12 protein-coding genes and 1 riboswitch are annotated in these 20394 nt (G+C 68.4%); of the genes, 7 read left to right on the forward strand and 5 right to left on the reverse strand.

What is annotated here, in order from left to right; genetic code table 11:
* Positions 1 to 17 precede the first annotated feature (17 nt).
* Positions 18 to 863, forward strand: a complete 846-nt coding sequence (locus AC5Y4Z_RS01985) for a phthiotriol/phenolphthiotriol dimycocerosates methyltransferase (protein WP_499960563.1) — start codon at positions 18 to 20, stop codon at positions 861 to 863.
* Here the strand turns inward: AC5Y4Z_RS01985 and AC5Y4Z_RS01990 are convergent, their stop codons facing one another.
* The 5 genes from AC5Y4Z_RS01990 to pks2 all read right to left on the reverse strand — a co-directional run bounded on the left by AC5Y4Z_RS01990 (position 864) and on the right by pks2 (position 11831).
* Entirely contained in the window at positions 864 to 1874 is a 1011-nt protein-coding gene (locus tag AC5Y4Z_RS01990; protein ID WP_499960918.1) for a glycosyltransferase family 2 protein, read from the reverse strand.
* On the reverse strand, positions 1841 to 2566 hold the full coding sequence (locus tag AC5Y4Z_RS01995; protein ID WP_499960564.1) for a GAP family protein: 726 nt from the start codon (positions 2564 to 2566) through the stop codon (positions 1841 to 1843). Before AC5Y4Z_RS01995 ends, AC5Y4Z_RS01990 begins: the two co-directional genes overlap by 34 nt.
* Before the next feature lie 183 nt (positions 2567 to 2749).
* Positions 2750 to 3997, reverse strand: coding sequence for a glycosyltransferase (locus AC5Y4Z_RS02000; protein ID WP_499960565.1), 1248 nt, complete (start codon positions 3995 to 3997; stop codon positions 2750 to 2752).
* A gap of 38 nt (positions 3998 to 4035) precedes the next feature.
* Positions 4036 to 5481: a condensation domain-containing protein gene (locus tag AC5Y4Z_RS02005; RefSeq protein ID WP_499960566.1), complete on the reverse strand. Its 1446-nt coding sequence runs from the start codon at positions 5479 to 5481 to the stop codon at positions 4036 to 4038.
* 56 nt (positions 5482 to 5537) lie between these two features.
* Positions 5538 to 11831 carry a sulfolipid-1 biosynthesis phthioceranic/hydroxyphthioceranic acid synthase gene (pks2, locus tag AC5Y4Z_RS02010; protein WP_499960567.1) on the reverse strand — a complete coding sequence of 2098 codons (6294 nt, stop codon included), beginning with the start codon at positions 11829 to 11831 and terminating at the stop codon, positions 5538 to 5540.
* Positions 11832 to 12709: 878 nt separating this feature from the next.
* Between pks2 and AC5Y4Z_RS02015 the strand changes: the two genes are divergently transcribed.
* The 6 genes from AC5Y4Z_RS02015 to AC5Y4Z_RS02040 all read left to right on the forward strand — a co-directional run bounded on the left by AC5Y4Z_RS02015 (position 12710) and on the right by AC5Y4Z_RS02040 (position 20120).
* Positions 12710 to 13288 carry a carboxymuconolactone decarboxylase family protein gene (locus AC5Y4Z_RS02015; protein ID WP_499960919.1) on the forward strand — a complete coding sequence of 193 codons (579 nt, stop codon included), beginning with the start codon at positions 12710 to 12712 and terminating at the stop codon, positions 13286 to 13288.
* A gap of 31 nt (positions 13289 to 13319) precedes the next feature.
* Complete coding sequence (locus AC5Y4Z_RS02020) at positions 13320 to 14441, forward strand: NAD(P)H-dependent flavin oxidoreductase (RefSeq protein WP_499960569.1); 1122 nt, start codon at positions 13320 to 13322, stop codon at positions 14439 to 14441.
* On the forward strand, positions 14438 to 15076 hold the full coding sequence (locus tag AC5Y4Z_RS02025) for a TetR/AcrR family transcriptional regulator (protein ID WP_499960570.1): 639 nt from the start codon (positions 14438 to 14440) through the stop codon (positions 15074 to 15076). Before AC5Y4Z_RS02020 ends, AC5Y4Z_RS02025 begins: the two co-directional genes overlap by 4 nt.
* Before the next feature lie 79 nt (positions 15077 to 15155).
* A riboswitch (M-box (ykoK) riboswitch) is annotated at positions 15156 to 15340 on the forward strand.
* Positions 15341 to 15619: 279 nt separating this feature from the next.
* Positions 15620 to 15856 (forward strand): Rv1535 family protein, encoded by a 237-nt coding sequence (locus AC5Y4Z_RS02030; protein WP_499960571.1) that lies wholly within the window; start codon positions 15620 to 15622, stop codon positions 15854 to 15856.
* A 271-nt stretch (positions 15857 to 16127) separates the two neighbouring features.
* A complete protein-coding gene (ileS, locus tag AC5Y4Z_RS02035; RefSeq protein ID WP_499960573.1) occupies positions 16128 to 19232 on the forward strand; it encodes an isoleucine--tRNA ligase in 3105 nt (1034 codons plus the stop codon).
* Positions 19233 to 19253: 21 nt separating this feature from the next.
* Positions 19254 to 20120, forward strand: a complete 867-nt coding sequence (locus tag AC5Y4Z_RS02040) for a hypothetical protein (protein WP_499960574.1) — start codon at positions 19254 to 19256, stop codon at positions 20118 to 20120.
* Positions 20121 to 20394 lie beyond the last annotated feature (274 nt).

Genomic DNA, 20394 nt, shown 5'->3' on the forward strand with positions numbered 1-20394 from the left:
GGCATTTCGGCCGACGGTTGCGAGTGAGCACCGGGGTATCCGGTGTGGCGGGCGGCGAAAGGTGTAAGACTCTCCGCGTGGCTACGAGATTTCGCCTGCAATCCAACCCGCTGATCGGAAAACTCGCGACGAAGTACTTCCTGCCGCTGGGCACCCGCCAGGTCGGTAACAACGTGGTGTTCTTCAACTTCGGCTACGAGGAAGACCCCCCGATGGGTCTGCCGCTCACGGCGGAGGACGAGCGCAACCGGTACTGCATCCAGCTCTACCACGTCACGGCCGCCCAAGTGGATCTCACCGGCAAAAGCGTCCTGGAGGTCAGCTGCGGTGCCGGCGGGGGAGCGTCCTACATCATGCGCAACCTGGGTCCCGCCTCCTACACGGGCCTCGACCTGAACCCGGCCAGCATCGAGCTCTGCCGCAAAACCCATAGCGTGCCCGGCCTCGATTTTGTGCAGGGCGACGCGCAGAACCTGCCGTTCCCCGACGAGTCCTTCGACGCGGTCATCAACGTCGAAGCCTCACACCAGTACCCCGACTTCGTTCGTTTCCTGTCCGAAGTGGCGCGCGTGTTGCGCCCGGGAGGCCATTTCCTGTACACGGACAACCGACGACCGGAAGCTGCGGCCTGGTGGGATTCGGTGTTGGCCCAAGCACCGTTGCGACAGTTGTCACAACGGGACATCCTCGACGAGGCCAAGCGCGGCCTGGCTGCGAATACCCAGCGGTCGCACGAGCTGCTGCAGCGGCGGGTGCCATCGTTTTTGGCCCGCGCGATCCGTTACGGCGTCGACAGGATGGACCGGGATCTGGAGCGCGACGGCGGGATTTCTTACCGGCTGTATTGCTTCGTCAAGGATTGATCAGGCGGCCCTGCTCAGGGCTGGGAGTTTTTCGACCAGCTGTTGTGCTCGAGCGAATTCGGTAACGCGCGCGTCGGCCAAGATCCTCAGCCGCGACCGTCGTTCGGGACCGAGCACCGCGACCCCCAAGAACATAACGGCCCACTTGAGCACCCACCACACCCTCGCCGTAACCCGAACAACCTTGGGCGACGCCGGATCCACGATCAGCCAGGTGAGGATGCGAAGGTGGTCGAGCCAGTTGCGTCGCGCCTTCAAGATGCTCAGGGTGGTCGTGCCCGCCGAATGGATGCGGACCGAAAGCTTCTGCCGCACAAAGCGCACGTCGCACCGCAGCATCAAGCGAAGCCAGAAATCCAGGTCGACGAGTTGATAGATGTCGTCGCGCAGGCCCCCGACATCCAGCCCCAACTGGCGCCGGAACATCACGCACGTCGGTTCGCCTATCCAGTTGCCCATTGCGGCCTGCAACATCATCTGCGCTACCAGCGTCGGCCCGTGGTTGTACTTGCGAAGCCAGGGAAACCAGATGTGGGCCGGGCCCAATCGACGGTGCAGAGGAACGTCCTTCTGATTGATCACGCGGCGGGGCGCGAAGGCCATCCCTACCGCCGGTTCGTCGAAGCAGGGGACAAGTGTGCGCAACGCCCCCGGAAGCAGCCAGTCGTCTCCGTGGACGAACTGGATGTAGCGACCACGCGCCATTTCAATGCACTTGTTGTGGTTGCCGTTCAGACCGAGGTTTGGCCGGTTGCGGATCAGCCGATCTCCAGGCCGCAGCAGCGACGCGGCGATGGCGGCGCAGTCGTCGGATGAGTCGTCGTCACAGACCACGATCTCGAACTCCACGCCGTCCTGGTCGAGGATGCTGCGCAGGCAGCGTTCGATCGTCGCGCTGTTGTTGTACATCGGCACACACACCGAGACCGACGGATTTGTCGGCGTGTGGTTGTCGTTGTTGGTGGTCACTGAGCTGCTCAGAGACTGGCGATGCCTGTCACCACTGACCAGACACCCATCACGGCAAGCAACGTTTCGACGATTTGCCGGCGATGAACTGTGATCCAGGTGTTCATCCGCAGCATGACCGCCTCGGTTTTCTGCGGGGCCGCCAAGTAGCTGACCAACGGGATCTCGATGAAGGCGAGCACCATCAGGGTGAACAGGATGAAGGCACTGAATTGTGCGCCGGCGGCAGCCCTTGATCCCATGATGACGGTCAGCACCATGGGGCCCTCAATGGGTGGAAAAGTCGACAGCAGGCCGACAACGAACGCAGGCCATACGAAGCCGGAATCGAGCATGCCGTGGGTACTGGCTGCTATCGCCGAGAACGGGTTCAGCCTGCGTGGCCGCGCCGCCATGTCCGCCAACGTGTCACCGCCGCCCACGGCGACCAGTGTCTTCATTCGAGCCTGATCGCGGGCCAGCATGACGGCCAAGCCGATCAACCCAGCAACCCCCAGCGTGATCTGCAGCCGCGGGCCGGTCAGGAAGATGACCGCTGACCGCACGTCGTTGATCGTCGAGATCGCACCGTGGATTGCTACCAGGGCGATGTCGTGCAGCAGCACCAGTACCGCCAGTCCGACCAAAAGACCGGCAACCATCCCCCCCACCCAGAACGCGACCAGATTAACGATGGCCCGTCGTCGGGACATCAAGATGGCCGCGATGCCGATTCGAACGGGGTCGATCAGCATCCACAAGCCGATCCACACTACGTAAGTCCACATCGTCTGCGACGTTACTAGTTCGGGCCGTATTTCGCGGCGTAACCAGCGAATTGGCGACGCCGACCTGCCGCGAAAGTGCAACTGGCGACGCATCGCCCGAGTGGCGGTGTCGGTAGTTGCACTCTCGCGGCGAAGGAAGGAGCACGCATCTCACACGCCGACCCGGACGGTCTGCTCGAGCAGGTCGGCGGCCGCCACCACGCCGACCGACGGCTTGGTCATCCGCGGGGCGATCTCGCGGGCCCGCGCGACGTAGTCCGGCGCGAGGATGCGGCGCAGCTGGGACACCAGCGACCGCCGGGAGATCTTCGAAAGGCGCTTGGCGGACCCAACTTTGAGCCGCTTGACCTGGGTCGCCCAGATGAACTGGTCGGCCACATCCCACAGGATCAGGGTCGGCAGCCCGGCCCGCAGGCTGGCCGCGACGGTGCCGGCGCCGCCATGGTGAACGGCCGCGCGACACATGGGCAGGATCGTGCTGTAGTTGACCTGGCCGACGAGCCGCACGTGGTCGCCGTGGGGCGCCAAGGCATCGGAGGCGTCGGAATAGACCAGCGCCCGCTCGCCCAGCTCGGCGCACGCGTCGGCGATCATCGCCACCGTCTCGGCGGGGGATTTGACCGGAGTGCTGCCAAAGCCGAAGTAAATCGGGGGTTTCCCCGCCGCGATCCAGGACGCGACCTCGTCGTCGGACTCCGCGGCCAGCTCCAAAGTCAGCGCGCCGACGAAGGGCCGCCGGCCGTCCCATTCCGACGCGAGTCTCGGGAACACGGCCTGGTCGTAAGCTTGGATTTCCAGCGTGCCGTTGCGGGCCATCCGCTCCCAGGCGGGGACCGACGTTCGCGGCAGGCCCAGTTCGTTGCGCTGGGCGTCCTCGTCCGCCTTGGTGATGCGCGAATACAGCCACCAGCCGGCCCGCAACGTCGTGCGGACCGCCGGCGCCGGCGAGGGCAGGAATGGAACGCCGATCTGACCGTTGACCCGCACCGGGAAGTGATGCAGCCCGGCCACCGGAATGTCGTAGTACTCCGCGACATTCGCCACCACCCCGTGGTAGGTCTGGCCCGTTACCACCAGGTCGGCACCTTCGGCCAGCGACGCGAGGGTGTGGCCCATCTCCGCCCAGCCCTCGACGAAAAGCTCCCTGAGGTCGCGCAGGAGCTTGACCGGGTTCTGGACGGTGAAGGCGTTGTGGGTGAAGTCGGCGACGGCCACCACCTGCTCGCGCGTGTCCGGCCCGTAGGAGACGGCCGGCACCCCGGCGGACTCGACGAAGTCAACGAGGTTGGGCGGCACCGCCATTGCGACATCGTGCCCACGGCGCCGCAGTTCCACACCGACCGTCGCGCAGGGCTCGATGTCGCCGCGGGTGCCGTGGGCCGCCAGAACAAACTTCATTACCGGTCAGTCCCGTTGGGGGTCAGGCGCTTTGGCGCCTACCTGGCTACGCGAACCGGCAACTCGGGCAAACTGCCCGCAACCACCTTGTCGAACGCCGACTTCAGCGCGTCGGTGTATCGGATCACGGACTCGCGGGCGACCGGGTTGTTCGGGTACGAGACCATGATCGAGACCTCGTCGAACAGCCGGAAGACCGTGGAGTACATGTACGCCGGGCTGCGACCGTCGGTGAACGCGGTCGCGTTCACCCCGTCCAGCGCGGTGGCGACGATGGCGGACAGCGGCGGAAGCCCCGCGTCCATGTAGCTCATCATCGTGAACTGTGGCCCGTAGGACCGCAGCCACGGAGCCAACTCCAGCACCTTGTCGTACGGTACGTTCGCGCACTCCATGTTCGCGTCGAAGGAGGCCTGCGCGGCGCGCGCGGTTTCTCCGAACGAGTCGGGGTTGATGGGAACCGTGAACGGCACCACACCGGTGAACCAGCCCACCGTCATGAAGTCGGCCGGGCTCTTGCGCTTGTCGGTGGGGGTCAGGCCGTAATACGTGTCCTCACCGGACAATTCGTGGTGAGCCAGGGCCGCGCACGCGAACAGGCCACCGCTGAACCGCGCACCCGCCTGCTGGCACAGCGTCTCGAACTGGGCCGTCTGCTCCGGGCCCAGCAGCCGCTCCACGCGAACGTCGCCGCCGCACGGGATCGACTGGTCACCCAGCGGCAGGGGGAAGTCCGGCAGGGTGCCGCCGTTGGCCTCGGCGAAGTCGATCCACTTGCGCACCTCCGGGGACTCCAGCGTCATCCCCGACACGCACGCGTCCTCCCGCACGCAGAAGTCGTCGTAGCTGGCCGCCGGCGGCAGTGTGACGGGCGCCTTGCCCTCGAGCAGGGCGGTGTAGTTCATCAGGATTTCCACGTACAGCCCCGCGATCAGCATGGGGTCGCAGTGCAGGTGGTCCACGACCGCGTACAACGCGAAGCGGTCCTCGTACTGAATGACGCCGAACCTAAAGCAGTCCCACTGTAGCGGGTCGGGCGTGGCCAGCACGTGGTCGCGCCACTCCAGCTGCGTCATGACGCCGTACTCCTTGGCGACGAAGTTGATGTCGCGCGGGTTCTTCAGCGTGTGCCGGACGATGTTCTTGTCGTCGGTGTACTCGAACCAGCTGTGATACGTCGCGTGGCGCCGGAGGTGCGCGTTGATGACGTAGGTCATGGCGCGAATGTCGCAGCGGCCCGGCACATCCCAGGAGCCCATCACCGCACGGGAGTAGTCGAGACCGCGCTCACGGAACTCGACGAATCCACGAAGGTGGCCCACCTGCATGGAGCTGGGCGGCACCGGGCTGACGGGCGCCTGCCGAGCCTTCGCGGCGCAGCCGGGCGTGGGCTGCCAGGTGACGACGGATCCCTCACCCGGATCCCAGTCGTAGGCGTTGCCCACTCGCAGGCTGTCGTGCTCAGAGCCTCCACCTATGAACACGTTTCCCTCCTTAAATAAGGCCAAGCTGTGCAGTCGATTTTGACGTAGGACCTATCTCATGCTGGTGCAGCGGCGTTCTCCTCCTTGGGAGCCAACTTCTGGACCAGGTGATCCGCCAAACCCCGCACAGTGGTGATATCGGCAGAGGTGATGCGTACCCCCGTTTGGGCCTCGATGTGCGTGCGCAATTCGAGATTGCCCAGCGAGTCGAGCCCGTACTCGGACAGCGGATGGTCCACGTCGATGTTGCGACGCAGGATCAATCCGATCTGCTCGGAGAGCAGGCGCCGCAGCCGCGTGGGCCACTCCTCGAGCGGCAGGTCGGCCAGTTCGGCGCGCAACTTGCTTGAGCCCGAACGCTTTTCGCCCGCGGACTTGAACATCTCGAGGAACTTGCTGCGTTCCGCGAAGGACGCGATCCACGGCGTCCCGATGAGCGGGCTGTAGCCGGTGTACGCCCGGTCGTGGCGCAGCAGCGCCTCGAACGCGTAGGCGCCCTCGTCGGGAGCGATGGCCGCGCCGCTGCCCTCGGCGAAGTCCGCGCCGCGGCCGATCTCGCCCCAGGCCCCCCATGCGACCGCCGTGGCCGGCAGGCCTTGCGCGCGACGCCAGTGGGTGAAGGCGTCCAGCCAGCTGTTGGCCGCGGCATAGGCGCCCTGACCCGGCGAGCCCAGCAGGGCGGCCGCCGAGGAGAACAGGCAGAACCAGTCCAGCTCCGCGGATGCGGTGGCCTGGTGCAGGTTCCACGCGCCGTATACCTTGGGCGCCCAGTCGCGGTCGATCAGCTCGTCGGTGATGTTGGTCAACGTGGCGTCCTCGACCACCGCGGCCGCGTGCAGCACGCCGCGCAACGGCAGGCCGGTGGCCGTCGCGGTGGCGACCAACCGCTCGGCGGTGTCGGCCGCGGCGATGTCGCCGCACTCGACCACCACGTCCGAGCCGATCGAACGGACGAGTTCGATTGTCTCGAGCGCCTTTACGGTGGGCTCCGAACGGGAGCTGAGCACGATCCGGCCCGCGCCGGCCGCGGCCATCTTCTCGGCCAGGAACAGGCCCAGGCCGCCCAGACCGCCGGTGATGATGTAGGAGCCGTCCTTGCGGAAGACCGGCGCCTGCTCCGGCGGCAGCACCACGCTGCTGCGCCCGGCCTGCGGGATGTCGAGGATGAGCTTGCCGGTGTGCTCGGCCGCGCTCATCACGCGAATCGCGGTGGCCGCCTCCGCGAGCGGGTAGTGCGTGCTCTCGGGCATCGGCAGCACGCCCTCGGCGGTCAACCGGTAGACGGTGGAAAGGATTTCGCTGACCTGCTGCGGGTGGCTGACCGACATCAGGCCCAGGTCCACGCCCCAGAACGCCAGGTTGCGGCGGAAGGGGAAGAGACCCAGCTTGGTGTCCCCGTAGATGTCGCGCTTGCCGATCTCGACGAACCGGCCCCCAAGTGCGAGCAGCTTGAGCCCGGCCAGCTGCGCCGCGCCGGTCACCGAGTTGAGCACGACGTCCACGCCGTAGCCGTCGGTGTCGCGGCGGATCTGGTCGGCGAACTCGACGGTGCGGGAGTCGTAGACGTGCTCGATTCCCATGTCGCGCAACACCTGTCGGCGACCCTCGCTACCGGCGGTGGCGAAGATCTCGGCTCCCGCGGCGCGGGCGATCGCGATCGCCGCCTGCCCCACGCCACCGGTGCCGGAGTGGATCAACACCTTGTCACCGGTCCTGATGCGGGCCAGATCGTTCAGGCCGTACCAGGCGGTGGCGTGCGCGGTGGTGACCGCGGCCGCCTGCGCGTCGGTCAGCCCGTCGGGCAGCGTGGTCGCCAGGCGCGCGTCGCACGTGACGAACGTGGCCCAGCAGCCGTTGGGGGACATGCCCCCGACCCGGTCGCCGACCTTGTGGTCGGTGACGTCGGGCCCGACGGCGGTGACCACGCCGGCGAAGTCGGTGCCCAGCTTGGGCAGGATGTTGTCCAGGCTCTGGTAGCGCCCGAACGCGTTCAGCACGTCGGCGAAGTTGATGCTCGACGCGGTGACCGCCACCTCGATCTGCCCGGGGCCCGGGGGAACCCGGTCGAACGCGGCGAACTCCATCGTCTGCAGGTCACCCGGCGTGCGGATCTGCATGCGCATCCCGTCGCGCTCGTGGTCGGCGATGGTGGCCAGCCGCTCCTCGGGCCGCAACGGGGTGGGGCACAGGCGCGCGGTGTACCACTCGTCGTTGCGCCAGGCCGTCTCGTCCTCACCCGGGCCCATCATCACCAGCTGGCGGACCACCTGCTCGGCGCCGGTCTGCTCGTCGACGTCGATGTGGGTGGTGTGCAGGTGCGGGTGCTCCGAACCGATCACCCGCAGCAGGCCGCGCAGCCCGCCCTGGTCGAGGTTGGGGACGTCCTCCGACAGCACCTTCTGGGCGTTGCGAGTCACGACGTACAGCCGCGGCGACTCACCCTGCAGCTCGGGCAGCTCGCGGGCGATGCGCACCAGGTGGTGGATGTAATCCCCACCGCGCACGGCACTTTCGTCGTCCGGGTTGCCGTTCTTCGGCTCGGTGAGCACCACGACGCCCGCGTACCCGCCCTTTTCGACCTCGGCGCGCAGCCGCTCGGCGACGGCCGGGTGGTCGGCCTGCGCCGGCCAGGACAGGGTGACGCATTCCGCGTCGTGCAGCTTCATCGCGTCGGTGTACGCCGCCGCGACCAGGTCGGCCGCATCGGAGGTGCTGACCAGCAGCCACGCCCCGGTGTCGGCCGCCGCCACCTCGGGCAGCTCGCGTTGCTGCCACTCGACGGTCAGCAGCCGCTCGGCCATCACGCGGGCGCGCTCACCGCTCGGCGAGACGCCGGTGCCCATCTGCAGGCCGCGCACGGCCAGCAGGACGGTCCCGTGCTTGTCCACGATGTCGAGGTCGGCCTCGACGGACCCGCCCGTCGCCGCGGTCACCCTCGAGTAGCAGTAGCGGGCGGTGCTGACGGGGCCGTGGACCTGCAGCTGGCGGACGCCGAGCGGCAGCAGCAGGCCGCCGAGGCTGGCGTTCGCGACGCTCGGGTGCGCGGCGACCGACTGGAAGCAGGCGTCGAGCAGCGCGGGGTGCACGCCGTAGTTGGACTGCTGGGTGCGGATCACGCTGGGCAGCCCGATCTCGGCCAGCACCGTGGTGCCGGTCCCCTCGGCGGTGTGCGCGGCGGACAGGCCGGTGAAGGCCGGGCCGTACTGAATGCCGCACAGGTCCATCGCGTCGCGAAGGTCGTTGCCCTCCAGGCGGCTCGGGTGCGCGGCGAGCAGCTCCTCGATGTCCACCGCCGCGGGCCGCTCGGCCGCCGGTGCGTCCAGGACCTCGTGCAGGACCGCGGACGCCCGCCGTGCCTGCACCCCCTCCTCGTTGGTCTCCACCGCGAAGGTCAGCGCGCCCGGAACCTCGGCGGTTGCGGTGAGGCTGATCTGCGTCTCCTCGTCGAGCATCAGCATCTGCTCGAAGCGGACGTCACGCACCTCGGACATTTCGCCGAAGACCGTGCGCGCCGCGGCCAGCGCCATCTCGCAGTAGGCGGCACCCGGCAGGGTGGCCGTGCCGTGCACCTGGTGGTCGCCCAGCCAGGGCAGCGTCGCGGTGCCGATCTCGGCCTGCCACACGTGGCGCTCCGGCTCCTCGGGCAGGCGCACGTGCTGACCCATCAGCGGGTGCACGGCCACGCTGGAAGCCAGCGCGCGGGAGCTGTGGCCCTCGCGGTCGAGCAGCAGCGACCGGTGCGTCCAGGCCGGCAGCGGCGCGTCGACCAGGTGCCCGCCGGGGTAGAGCACGGAGAAGTCGACCGTCGCGCCGGTGGCGTACAGGTCGCCCACCAGCCCGCGCAGCCCGTGGGGCATCGGCTGCTCGCGCCGCATCGCGGCGAGCGCGGCGACCGTCATGTCCAGGCTGCGAGCCGTCTGGTCGACGGCGTGGGTCAGCAGCGGGTGCGGCGACAGCTCACCGAAGACCCGGTAGCCGTCCTCCAGCGCCGCCTGCACCGCCGCGGAGAACCGCACCGTGTGGCGCAGGTTGTCCACCCAGTAGTTGGCGTCGCAGTAGGGCTCCTCGCGCGGGTCGAACGAGGTGGCCGAGTAGTAGGGGACCTCGGGGGTCAGTGGCTCGATCTCGGCGAGCACGTCGTACAGCTCGTCGAGGATCGGGTCGACCTGCGGCGAGTGCGACGCGACGTCGACGGCCACCTCGCGGGCCATCACCTCGCGCTGCTCCCACACCGCGACCAGCTCGCGGACGGTCTCGGTGGCGCCGCCGATCACGGTGGACTGCGGCGAGGCCACGACGGCCACCACTGCGTCGTTGACGCCGCGGGCCATCAGCTCCGAAAGCACTTGCTGCGCAGGAAGTTCCACCGACGCCATGGCGCCCGAACCGGCGATCTTGGTCATCAGCCGCGAACGGCGGCAGATGACCCGCGCGCCGTCCTCGAGCGACAGCGCACCGGCGACGACGGCCGCGGCGGACTCGCCCATCGAGTGGCCGATCACCGCGCCGGGGCGGACCCCGTAGGACTTCATCGCGGCCGCCAGTGCGACCTGCATGGCGAAGATGGTCGGCTGGATGCGGTCGATGCCGGTGACCTTCTCGGGGGCGGTCAGCGCCTCGGTCACCGAAAACCCGGACTCGTGGGCGATCAGCGGCTCGATCTCGGCGATGGCGGCCGTGAACGCGGGCTCGTTGGCCAGCAGGTCGGAGCCCATCGTCGCCCACTGCGAGCCCTGCCCGGAGAACACCCAGACCGGCCCGCGCTCCTCCTGGCCCACCACTTCCTGGAACAGGGCGCCGCCGTTGGCGACGTCGCGCAGCGCCGTCAGCAGTTCGGGGGTGTCGCTGGCCAGTACCGTGGTCCGCACCGAGCGGTGCCCGCGCTTGCGGGCCAGCGTGTAGGCGAGGTCGGCCGCCGCCAGCTCGGTGGCGTGCGCCTCGACCCAGTCGGCCAGGCGGGTGGCGGTCTCCCGCAGCCCGTCGGCCGAGGTGGCCGACAGCGGGAACAGCAGCGTGCCGTCGTGGCTCGCCTTGGTGGCTGCGCCGTTGCGGGACAGGGGCTCGGGGGCCTGCTCGACGATGGCGTGCACGTTGGTGCCCGAGATCCCGTACGCCGACACCGCCGCGCGCCGCGGCTGCCCACCGCTCAGCGGCCACGGCGTATTCTCTTGCGGCACAAACAATCCGGTGTCGATCCGGGCCATGTCGTCGGGCAGGCTCTCGAAGTGCAGGTTCTTGGGGACCACGCCGTGCTGGACGGACAGGACCGCCTTCATCAGGCCCAGCGCGCCGGCGGCGGCCTGGGTGTGGCCGAAGTTTGTCTTCGACGCGCCCAGCACGCACGGGTTGCCGATGCCGTACACCTCGGCGAGGCTGCCGTATTCGATCGGGTCACCGACGGGCGTGCCGGTGCCGTGGGCCTCGACCATGCCGACGGTGCCGGCGTCCACGCCCGCCGCCGCCAGCGCCGCGCGGTAGACGGCGGCCTGCGCCTCGCCCGACGGCATCGCGATGTTCATGGTGTGGCCGTCCTGGTTGGCGGCCGTGGCGCGGATCACACCGAGGATCCGGTCGCCGTCCTGCTGCGCGTCGGTCAGGCGCTTGAGCAGCAGCACCACGCAGCCCTCGCCGGAGACGAAGCCGTCGGCCTTGATGTCGAAGGCGTGGCAGTGTCCCGTGCCCGAGAGCATGCCGCCCGCCGACGCCGACGCCGACCGGCGCGGCTCCATCATCACGTTGACGCCGCCGGCGAAGGCGAGGTTGCTCTCGCCGTCGTTCAGGCTGCGGCAGGCCTGGTGGATCGCGAACAGGCCGGACGAGCAGGCGGTGTCGATCGTGACCGCGGGACCGTGCAGGCCGAGCGCGTACGCGATCCGCCCGGAGGCCATGCAGGAGATGGTGCCGGGGTTCCCGTAGGGGCCGTCGAACGCGTCGGTGGCGGCGTGCACGAATTGGTAGTCGCCGTAGTTCAATCCAACGAAAACGCCCGTTTCGTCGGCGATCGTGTCTTTGGTGAGGCCCGCGTGTTCCATGGCCTCCCACGCGGTTTCCATCAGCAACCGGTGCTGAGGGTCGATCGCGATGGCTTCCTTTTCGGTGATGCCGAAGAACTCGGGGTCGAAGTTGCCGACGTCGTCCAGGAACGAGCCCCACTTGCAGACCGACCGGCCGGGCACGCCGGGTTCCGGGTCGTAGTAGTAGTCGACATCCCAGCGCTCGGCGGGAATTTCCTTGACAAGGTCGTCGCCACGCAGCAACGCTTCCCAAAAGAGGTCAGGGGAGTTGATGCCCCCCGGCAGTCGGCACGCCATCCCGATGACGGCGACCGGAGCAACGCCTGCCTTACCCACTGTCCTTCACCTCTCCTTGCCTATCCACAAGTTCCTATCACTGCTGCTCGCTCTTATCAGAGCTTCGAGAAATCTCGCCGAATTTTTTTGTGCGCGCTCGCAACTCCGCAGCAAAGCACAATCAACCCACCGACCCCCGCAATCGAAGCCCGCCGTAAGAACGTGGCGCGATCAGCAGCGTAGCGGCTGCGCACGTTACGCGTGGAAAAATCGTGCGATCGTACAAAAATTTAACAACGGCTTGCCCCGGTGGGCCCGACAATCGGCTTGGCCGAAGGGCCAGACGCATACTTTTCGGACGATATTTGGGCGTTGAGCCGCACTTGAGTCGCTGCCAGAGGCGCTGTGCCGCAAGGCCGTCCGGCAACATCGCGCCATCGCGTGGGCCCTCGGCGGCACTGCCGGCGCCGAGGGCTGTGCAGCGCAGCACGAACCGGCCCGAGCCAGAACGGCCAAGGCCAGAGACCAAATTGGACGCGCCGATGCAGGGCATCGGGGATGCGTGATGCGGCCATGGTAGGGGCTATTGCGAAACCGCGCAGGGAAATCGCTGAAATCTTTAAGATTGCAAGCTTAAGCCGAGATTAAATGTCGGTGAGATTCGTTCGTTATGTTCGTCGGCGGGCCACCACAGGCGCGGGCGGACCGCCGGGTGTGACCCGGGTCACGGCCGGACCCGGGGATTGAATTCATGGGGGTCTCGGGCGTCTCCCAGGCCGCCGGGCCGGGCCACATCGGCGTATTTGTTAGCGCGCCAAAGGTATTCGCGTCCAGGACCGAGATCGGCCGTTTTCGCCGGGCGCATGGCGGCCGACGGCGCGATTCGCGTTTGCCCTTGGCGCTCCGGGCTTTTCGCCCGATACCTGGCTACGATGACCGTGATGACAGCCCGGGTGCCCAGACTGCCGCTCGACGAGGCCAAGGCCGCCGCCGACGAAGCCGCGGTGCCGGACTACATGGCCGAGCTCAGCATCTTCCAGGTGTTGCTGAACCATCCGGCGCTGGCGCGCGCTATCAACGATCTGCTCGCCACCATGCTGTGGCACGGCGCCCTCGACGCCCGGTTGCGCGAGCTGGTGATCATGCGGATCGGCTGGCTCACCGCGTGCGACTACGAGTGGACGCAGCACTGGCGGGTGGCATCGCGGCTGGGCGTGAGCGCCGACGACATGCTCGGGGTGCGCGATTGGCGGGGTTATGAGGGCTTCGGGCCCAAAGAGCGCGCGGTGCTGGCGGCGACCGACGACGTGGTGCGCGACGGCGCCGTCAGGGCCGAGAGCTGGGCGGCCTGCGCGCGCGAGCTGGGCGACGACCCCACGGTCCTGGTCGAGCTGGTGACGGCCATCGGGGCGTGGCGGATGATCGCGTCGATCCTGCACAGCCTCGAGGTGCCGCTGGAACAGGGTGTCTCGAGCTGGCCGCCGGACGGCGAATCGCCCCGGCCCGCTCTCGATTGACTTATCAGTCAGTAACTCTTAGCGTCGGAAAATGCGAACCAGAGCCGCCGAACTGCTCGGCGTTGAGTTTCCTATCTGCGCCTTCAGCCATTGCCGCGACGTGGTGGCCGCGGTGACCAACGCCGGCGGGTTCGGCGTCCTGGGCGCCGTCGCGCACAGCCCCCAGCGGCTGGACAGCGAGCTGACCTGGATCGAGGAGCAGACGGGCGGCAAGCCCTATGGGGTCGACCTGCTGTTGCCGCCCAAGTACGTCGGCGCCGATAAAGGCGGGATCGACGCCGCGCAGGTCTCCGAGCTGCTGCCGGAGGAGCACCGGGCGTTCGTCGACGACATCCTGGCTCGCTACGGCATCCCGGCGCGCACCGACGACCACCGGGTGCCCGGCTCCCTCAACATCTCGCCCAAGGGCTACGAGCCGCTGCTCGAGGTCGCGTTCGCCCACGACATCCGGCTGATCGCCAGCGCGCTGGGGCCGCCACCCGCCGACCTCGTCGAGCGGGCCCACGGCCACGACGTCCTGGTGGCCGCGCTGGCCGGCACCACCCGGCACGGGCAGCGGCACGCCGCCGCCGGCGTCGACCTGATCGTCGCGCAGGGCACCGAGGCCGGCGGGCACACCGGCGAGGTCGCGACCATGGTCCTGGTCCCCGAAGTAGTGGACGCCGTGGCCCCGGTACCGGTGCTGGCGGCCGGCGGCATCGCGCGCGGCCGCCAGGTCGCCGCCGCGCTGGCGCTGGGGGCCGAGGGCGTGTGGTGCGGGTCGGTGTGGCTGACCACCGAAGAGGCAGAGACGACGCCGGCGGTCAAGGAGAAGTTCCTGACGGCCAGCTCGTCGGACACGGTGCGGTCGCGGTCGATGACCGGCAAGCCGGCGCGGATGCTGCGCACCGCCTGGACCGACGAATGGGCGCGCGCGGACACCCCCGACCCCCTCGGGATGCCGCTGCAGACCGCGCTCGTCACCGACTCCCAGGTGCGCATCAACCAGGCCGCGACGCACCCGGACTCCCGGGCCCGGGACCTGGCGACCTACTTCGTCGGCCAGGTCGTCGGCTCGCTCGACCGGGTCCGCCCGACGCGCTCGGTGGTGCTGGACATGGTGGAGGAGTTCATCGACACCATCGGGCGGCTCGACGGCCTGGTCGATACGTGACCAGCGCGACCCGGCGGCGTCGCGCGGTCAGCGACGAGGAGAAGTCGCAGCGGCGCGAGCAGATCATGGCCGCGGCCAAAGAAGTGTTCGCGCGCAAGGGTTTTCATGCGACGACGATCGCCGACATCGCCAAGCGGGCCGGGCTCGCCTACGGCTCCGTCTACTGGTACTTCGACTCCAAGGACGAGCTGTTTCACGCGTTGATGGCCGCCGAGGAGGGCGCGCTGCGCAGCCATGTCGCGTCGGCGCTGGCCGCCCTCGGCGTGCCGGCGGAGAACTTCGGCGACGAAAAACCGCTTCGGGTGGCCGTGCGGGCGACGCTGGAGTTCTTCGAATCCGACAAGGCCACCGTCAAGCTGCTGCTGCGCGACCCCTACGCACTGGGCGAGCGGTTCGAAAAGCACCTCGGCGGGATCTACGAGCGGTTCATCGACGACATCGAAGCCTTCATCGTCGCCGCCCAGGAGCGCGGCGAGGTGGTGGCCGCGCCGCCGCGCATGGTGGCGTACACGCTGGCGGCGCTGGTCGGGCAGCTGGCGCACCGGCGGCTGACCACCGACGACGACGTCACCGCAGCTCAGGTGGCCGATTTCGTCGTCGCGCTGGTGCTCGACGGGCTGCGCCCGCGAGGGTGACGCAAGGCTTGCGTAAAGATTCGGACACGGCGCCCGGGGGGATTTGACCGCGCCATGCCCGTCGTGCATCATCGGTCGGGTAGCACCTCGTTAGGTGAGGCGTCTACACGAATACAGGCCACTGACCCCGAACGTCCAAAGACGCCCCGGGTCAGGACAGCTCCTCCCGGCTTAAGGGTTGAGCCCAGGTGGCTTCCGGCTCGGTTTGTTTTTCCGGGCAGGACACGTCGTGTAGTGCCGAAGCTCTGACGAGAGGGGTGCGGTTTACCGGCGGTCGCCGGTTTCTGTACTCCTTTGTGATGCGTGTAGATCGCGCGGGCAGCCGCGCGCCGTCGCGACGTCGAGGAGGTGAGGGACGCATGAGTTCCAGCGACAGTCCGGGTCGAAGTCCGGGCTTTGTCTCGTCCCGATCCGGTCTCCGGCGCGACGACCGCGGCTAGCTTTCAGCTTCGCGGCCAAGCGTTTTGGGATCGGAACCGCAACGGGACGGGCAACGTCAGTCCATTCAACGCTCGTTTTGCGATTCCGCTCTAGGAGACGATCATGACCGCATTCCCGCACGACCCCGTAGTTGACTACGACGAAGTGGTGCCCGCCCCCAAGCTGTCGGTGGTGCGCGACGACACCGCGGCGCCCGAGCAGGCGGCGCCCCGGGTCGAAAGCCGGACCATCATCATCCGCGACCCGCTGGTGGACGGCGCCGCGCACCTGCTGGGCATCGGTGTGCGCCACGTGTACGCGGCGCTGTGGCGCGTCGGCCTGCTCGAAGTCCAGACCTGAGGGGCTTCCCGGCCCCAGGTTTTCCCTGAGGCCAGGTAACCCCTCGGGGTGCACGATTTCGTAGTATTGATGCATTGGCGTCGATCCGGCCATCACCGGGGAGCCTTCGGAAGAACAGCCGCACCGGCTCAGTAGAACCGAACGGGTAGGCCCGTCACAGCCGTCGATGAGCGGCCGCGCGCCAGCGCGGCAAGCGGGGTGGTACCGCGGCGCTCGCGCACCTGGCGCGTCGTCGTCCCCGGCCAGCTAAGTGGCACAGGGAGACGACGCTGTGACTTACCCCAAGCCGGCCGGTGGGGCGCCCGACTTCCCGGCGCTCGAGCTCGAGGTTCTCGACTACTGGGACCGCGACGACACCTTCCGGGCCAGCATCGCGCGCCGCGACGGCGCCCCGGAGTACGTGTTCTACGACGGGCCGCCGTTCGCCAACGGGCTGCCCCACTACGGGCACCTGCTCACCGGCTACGTCAAGGACATCGTGCCGCGCTACCGCACCATGCGCGGCTACAGGGTGGAGCGCCGCTTCGGCTGGGACACCCACGGGCTGCCCGCCGAGCTGGAGGTCGAGCGCCAGCTCGGGATCACCGACAAGTCCCAGATCGACGCCATGGGCATCGCCGCCTTCAACGACGCGTGCCGCGAATCGGTGTTGCGCTACACCGACGAGTGGCGCGCCTACGTGACGCGCCAGGCGCGCTGGGTCGACTTCGACAACGACTACAAGACGCTGGACCCGTCCTACATGGAGTCGGTGATCTGGGCGTTCAAACAGCTGTGGGACAAGGGCCTGGCCTACGAGGGCTACCGGGTGCTGCCGTACTGCTGGCGCGACGAGACCCCGTTGTCCAATCACGAATTGCGGATGGACGACGACGTCTACCAGAGCCGCCAGGATCCGGCGCTGACCGTCGGTTTCAAGGTGGTCGGCGGCCCGCTCGACGGGGCTTATCTGCTGATCTGGACGACGACGCCGTGGACGCTGCCGTCGAACCTCGCCGTCGCCGTCAACCCGGACGTGACGTACGCGCAGGTGCGGGTGGGGGAGCGGCGCTTCGTGCTGGCCGAGGCGCGGCTGGCCGCCTACGCGCGCGAGCTCGGTGAAGAGCCCGAGGTGTTGGGCACTTACAGCGGTTCTTCGCTGCTGGGGATGCAGTATTTGCCGCCGTTCGCGTATTTCCTGGACGCGCCCAACGCTTTTCGGGTGCTGCCCGGCGACTTCGTGACCACCGAGGACGGCACCGGCATCGTGCACATGGCGCCGGCCTACGGCGAGGACGACATGGCGGTCGGGGAGGCGGCCGGCATCGCGCCGGTGACGCCGGTCGACTCCAACGGCCGATTCGATGCGACGGTCCCGGATTACCAGGGGCAGCACGTCTTTGACGCCAACCCGCACATCATTCGCGACCTGAAGAACGGCAGCGGCCCGGCGGCGGCCAACGGCGCGGTGCTGGTCCGCCACGAAACCTACGAGCACCCCTACCCGCACTGCTGGCGGTGCCGCAATCCGCTGATCTACCGGGCGGTGTCGTCGTGGTTCGTCGCGGTGACCGAGTTCCGCGACCGCATGGTCGAACTCAACCAGCAGATCACCTGGTATCCCGAGCACGTCAAGGACGGCCAGTTCGGCAAATGGCTGGCCGGCGCCCGCGACTGGTCGATCTCGCGAAACCGCTACTGGGGCACACCGATTCCGGTGTGGAAGTCCGACGACCCGGCCCATCCGCGCATCGACGTCTACGGAAGCCTCGACGAGCTGGAGCGCGACTTCGGGGTGCGACCCACCAACCTGCACCGGCCCTACATCGACGAGCTCACCCGCCCCAACCCCGACGACCCCACCGGGCGCAGCACGATGCGGCGCATCCCCGACGTGCTCGACGTGTGGTTCGACTCGGGCTCGATGCCGTATGCGCAGGTGCACTACCCGTTCTCGAACCGCGACTGGTTCGACAGTCATTATCCGGGCGATTTCATCGTGGAGTACATCGGCCAGACCCGCGGCTGGTTCTACACGCTGCACGTGCTGGCGACGGCGCTGTTCGACCGTCCGGCGTTCAAAACCTGTGTGGCGCACGGGATCGTGCTGGGCTCCGACGGCCAGAAGATGAGCAAGTCGCTGCGCAACTACCCCGACGTTTCCGAGGTGTTCGACCGGGACGGTTCCGACGCGATGCGGTGGTTTTTGATGGCGTCGCCGATCCTGCGCGGCGGCAACCTGATCGTCACCGAGCAGGGCATCCGCGAGGGCGTGCGGCAGGTGCTGCTGCCGCTGTGGAACGCCTACAGCTTCCTGGCGCTGTACGCGCCGAAAGTCGGGACCTGGCGGGTTGATTCGGCCAACGTGCTGGACCGCTACATCCTCGCCAAGCTGGCGCAGCTGCGCGACGACCTGACCGCGTCGATGGAGACCTGCGACATCTCCGGCGCGTGCGAGCAGCTGCGGCAGTTCACCGAGGCGCTGACGAATTGGTATGTGCGGCGGTCGCGTTCGCGGTTCTGGGAGGAAGACGCCGACGCCATCGATACCCTGCACACCGTGCTGGAGGTGACCGCGCGGCTGGCCGCTCCGCTGTTGCCGTCGGTGACCGAGATCATCTGGCGGGGCCTGACGTCCGAGCGCTCGGTGCACCTGACCGACTGGCCGGACGACGGCGTGGTACCCGCCGATCCCGATCTGGTCGCCGCGATGGATCAGGTCCGCGAGGTGTGTTCGGCGGCGTCGTCGCTGCGCAAGGCCAAGAAGCTGCGGGTGCGCCTACCGCTGCCGAAACTGACCGTGGCCGTGGAGGATCCGCGACGGCTGGAGCCGTTCGCCGACCTGATCGCCGACGAGCTCAACGTCAAGGGAGTCGCGCTGACCGACGCGATCGACGCCTACGGCCGGTTCGAGCTCACCGTCAACGCGCGGGTGGCCGGGCCGCGGCTGGGCAAGGATGTGCAGGCCGCCATCAAGGCGGTCAAGGCTGGCGAGGGCGTCGTCAACCCCGACGGCACCCTGAGCGCCGGCCCCGCGGTGTTGCGGCCCGAGGAGTACAGCTCACGCCTGGTGGCGGCGGATCCGGATTACAGCGCGGCCCTGCCCGACGGGTCCGGCCTGGTCGTGCTGGACGGCACGGTGACGCCGGAGCTGGAGGCCGAGGGCTGGGCCAAGGACCGGATCCGCGAGCTGCAGGAACTGCGCAAGTCGACCGGGCTGGACGTCTCGGATCGCATCGGCGTGGTGATGTCGGTGCCCGCCGAGCGCGCCGACTGGGCGCGCGTCCATGCCGACCTCATCGCGCGGGAGATCCTGGCGACCAGCTTCGAGTTCGGCGAGCCCGCCGACGCTGTGAAGATCGGTGACGGCGTAAGGGTGCGGATCGCTAAAGTCTGACCCACTCTCGCGGAGGGGGTTATGACGACAACGCCTTTCGTCGGCACCGAAGCCGTGCGTTCCGGGATCGTCACCGAGCACGAACTGCGACGGTCGTGTACGCGGATCTACCGCAATGTCTACCGACGGCGCGGCAGCGCGCTGACCGCGAAGGAGCGGGCGGTGGCCGCGTGGCTGTGGTCGGGTAAGAAGGCCGTCGTCGCGGGGAACTCGGCGGCCGCGCTGCTGGGGGCGAAGTGGGTCGATCCCCACGCGCCGGCGGAGCTGATCACCGCTCGCAAGCGTCCGCCGTCGCTGATCGTTGCCCGCAACGAGAGGCTGCTGGCCGGTGAGACGACGCTGGCCGATCGCGTTCCGGTGACCTCGCCCGCGCGCACCGCGTTCGACCTCGGTCGGCGCCCGGGGTTTCAGACCGCCGTCATTCGGATTGATGCCCTCGCCCGGGCTACTGGGTTGGTGGCCGACGACGTTGCGCCGCTGATCGACGCGCACCGCGGCGTGCGCGGGCTGAAGCAATTGCGGCGGGTCCTGCCGCTGGTCGACGCCGGCGCCGAATCGCCGCAGGAGACGCGCACCAGGCTGGTCCTGATCGGAGGCGGATTGCCCAGGCCGCAAACCCAGATCGTCGTGGGGGACGAGTGGGGCTGGCCGTTCGCCCGCATCGATATGGGCTGGGAGGAGTGGCTCGTCGGCGTCGAATACGACGGGCCCCAACACTGGACCGACCCGCGCATCCGCGCCGACGACATCGAACGCACCGCCAAACTCGAGCGCCGGGGCTGGCGGCTGGTCCGCGTGAGTTCCGACCTGTTGCGCTATCGCCCGCATGTCATCGTGGCCCGAGCCCGCGACGCGCTGCGGGCGGCGGGCCACCCCGGGCTCTGCTGACCGCCTTCTGCCGATCCGCGAGGGTGCGGTTAGCGAGGTGTTTCGCGAGAGCCGGTGTCGGTAGTTGCACTCTCGCGGATGGGGCGGCCTTTGTTGGACCGCGAGGGTGCGGTTAGCGAGGTGTTTCGCGAGAGCCGGTGTCGGTAGTTGCACTCTCGCGGATGGGGCGGCCTTTGTTGGGCCGCGAGGGTGCGGTTAGCGACCCATTTCGCGAGAGTCGGCCACGGTAGGTGCACTTTCGCGGAAGGGGTGGCCTTTGTTGGGCCGCGAGGGT

This window comes from Mycobacterium sp. NGS63 (assembly GCF_059812295.1).

Coding starts and splice junctions, on each gene's coding strand:
- AC5Y4Z_RS02020 (WP_499960569.1), top strand. CDS start 13,320: ATGCGAACCAGAGCCGCCGAACTGCTCGGCGTTGAGTTTCCTATCTGC.
- AC5Y4Z_RS01995 (WP_499960564.1), bottom strand. CDS start 2,566: ATGCTGATCGACCCCGTTCGAATCGGCATCGCGGCCATCTTGATGTCC.
- AC5Y4Z_RS02040 (WP_499960574.1), top strand. CDS start 19,254: ATGACGACAACGCCTTTCGTCGGCACCGAAGCCGTGCGTTCCGGGATC.
- AC5Y4Z_RS02030 (WP_499960571.1), top strand. CDS start 15,620: ATGACCGCATTCCCGCACGACCCCGTAGTTGACTACGACGAAGTGGTG.
- AC5Y4Z_RS02000 (WP_499960565.1), bottom strand. CDS start 3,997: ATGAAGTTTGTTCTGGCGGCCCACGGCACCCGCGGCGACATCGAGCCC.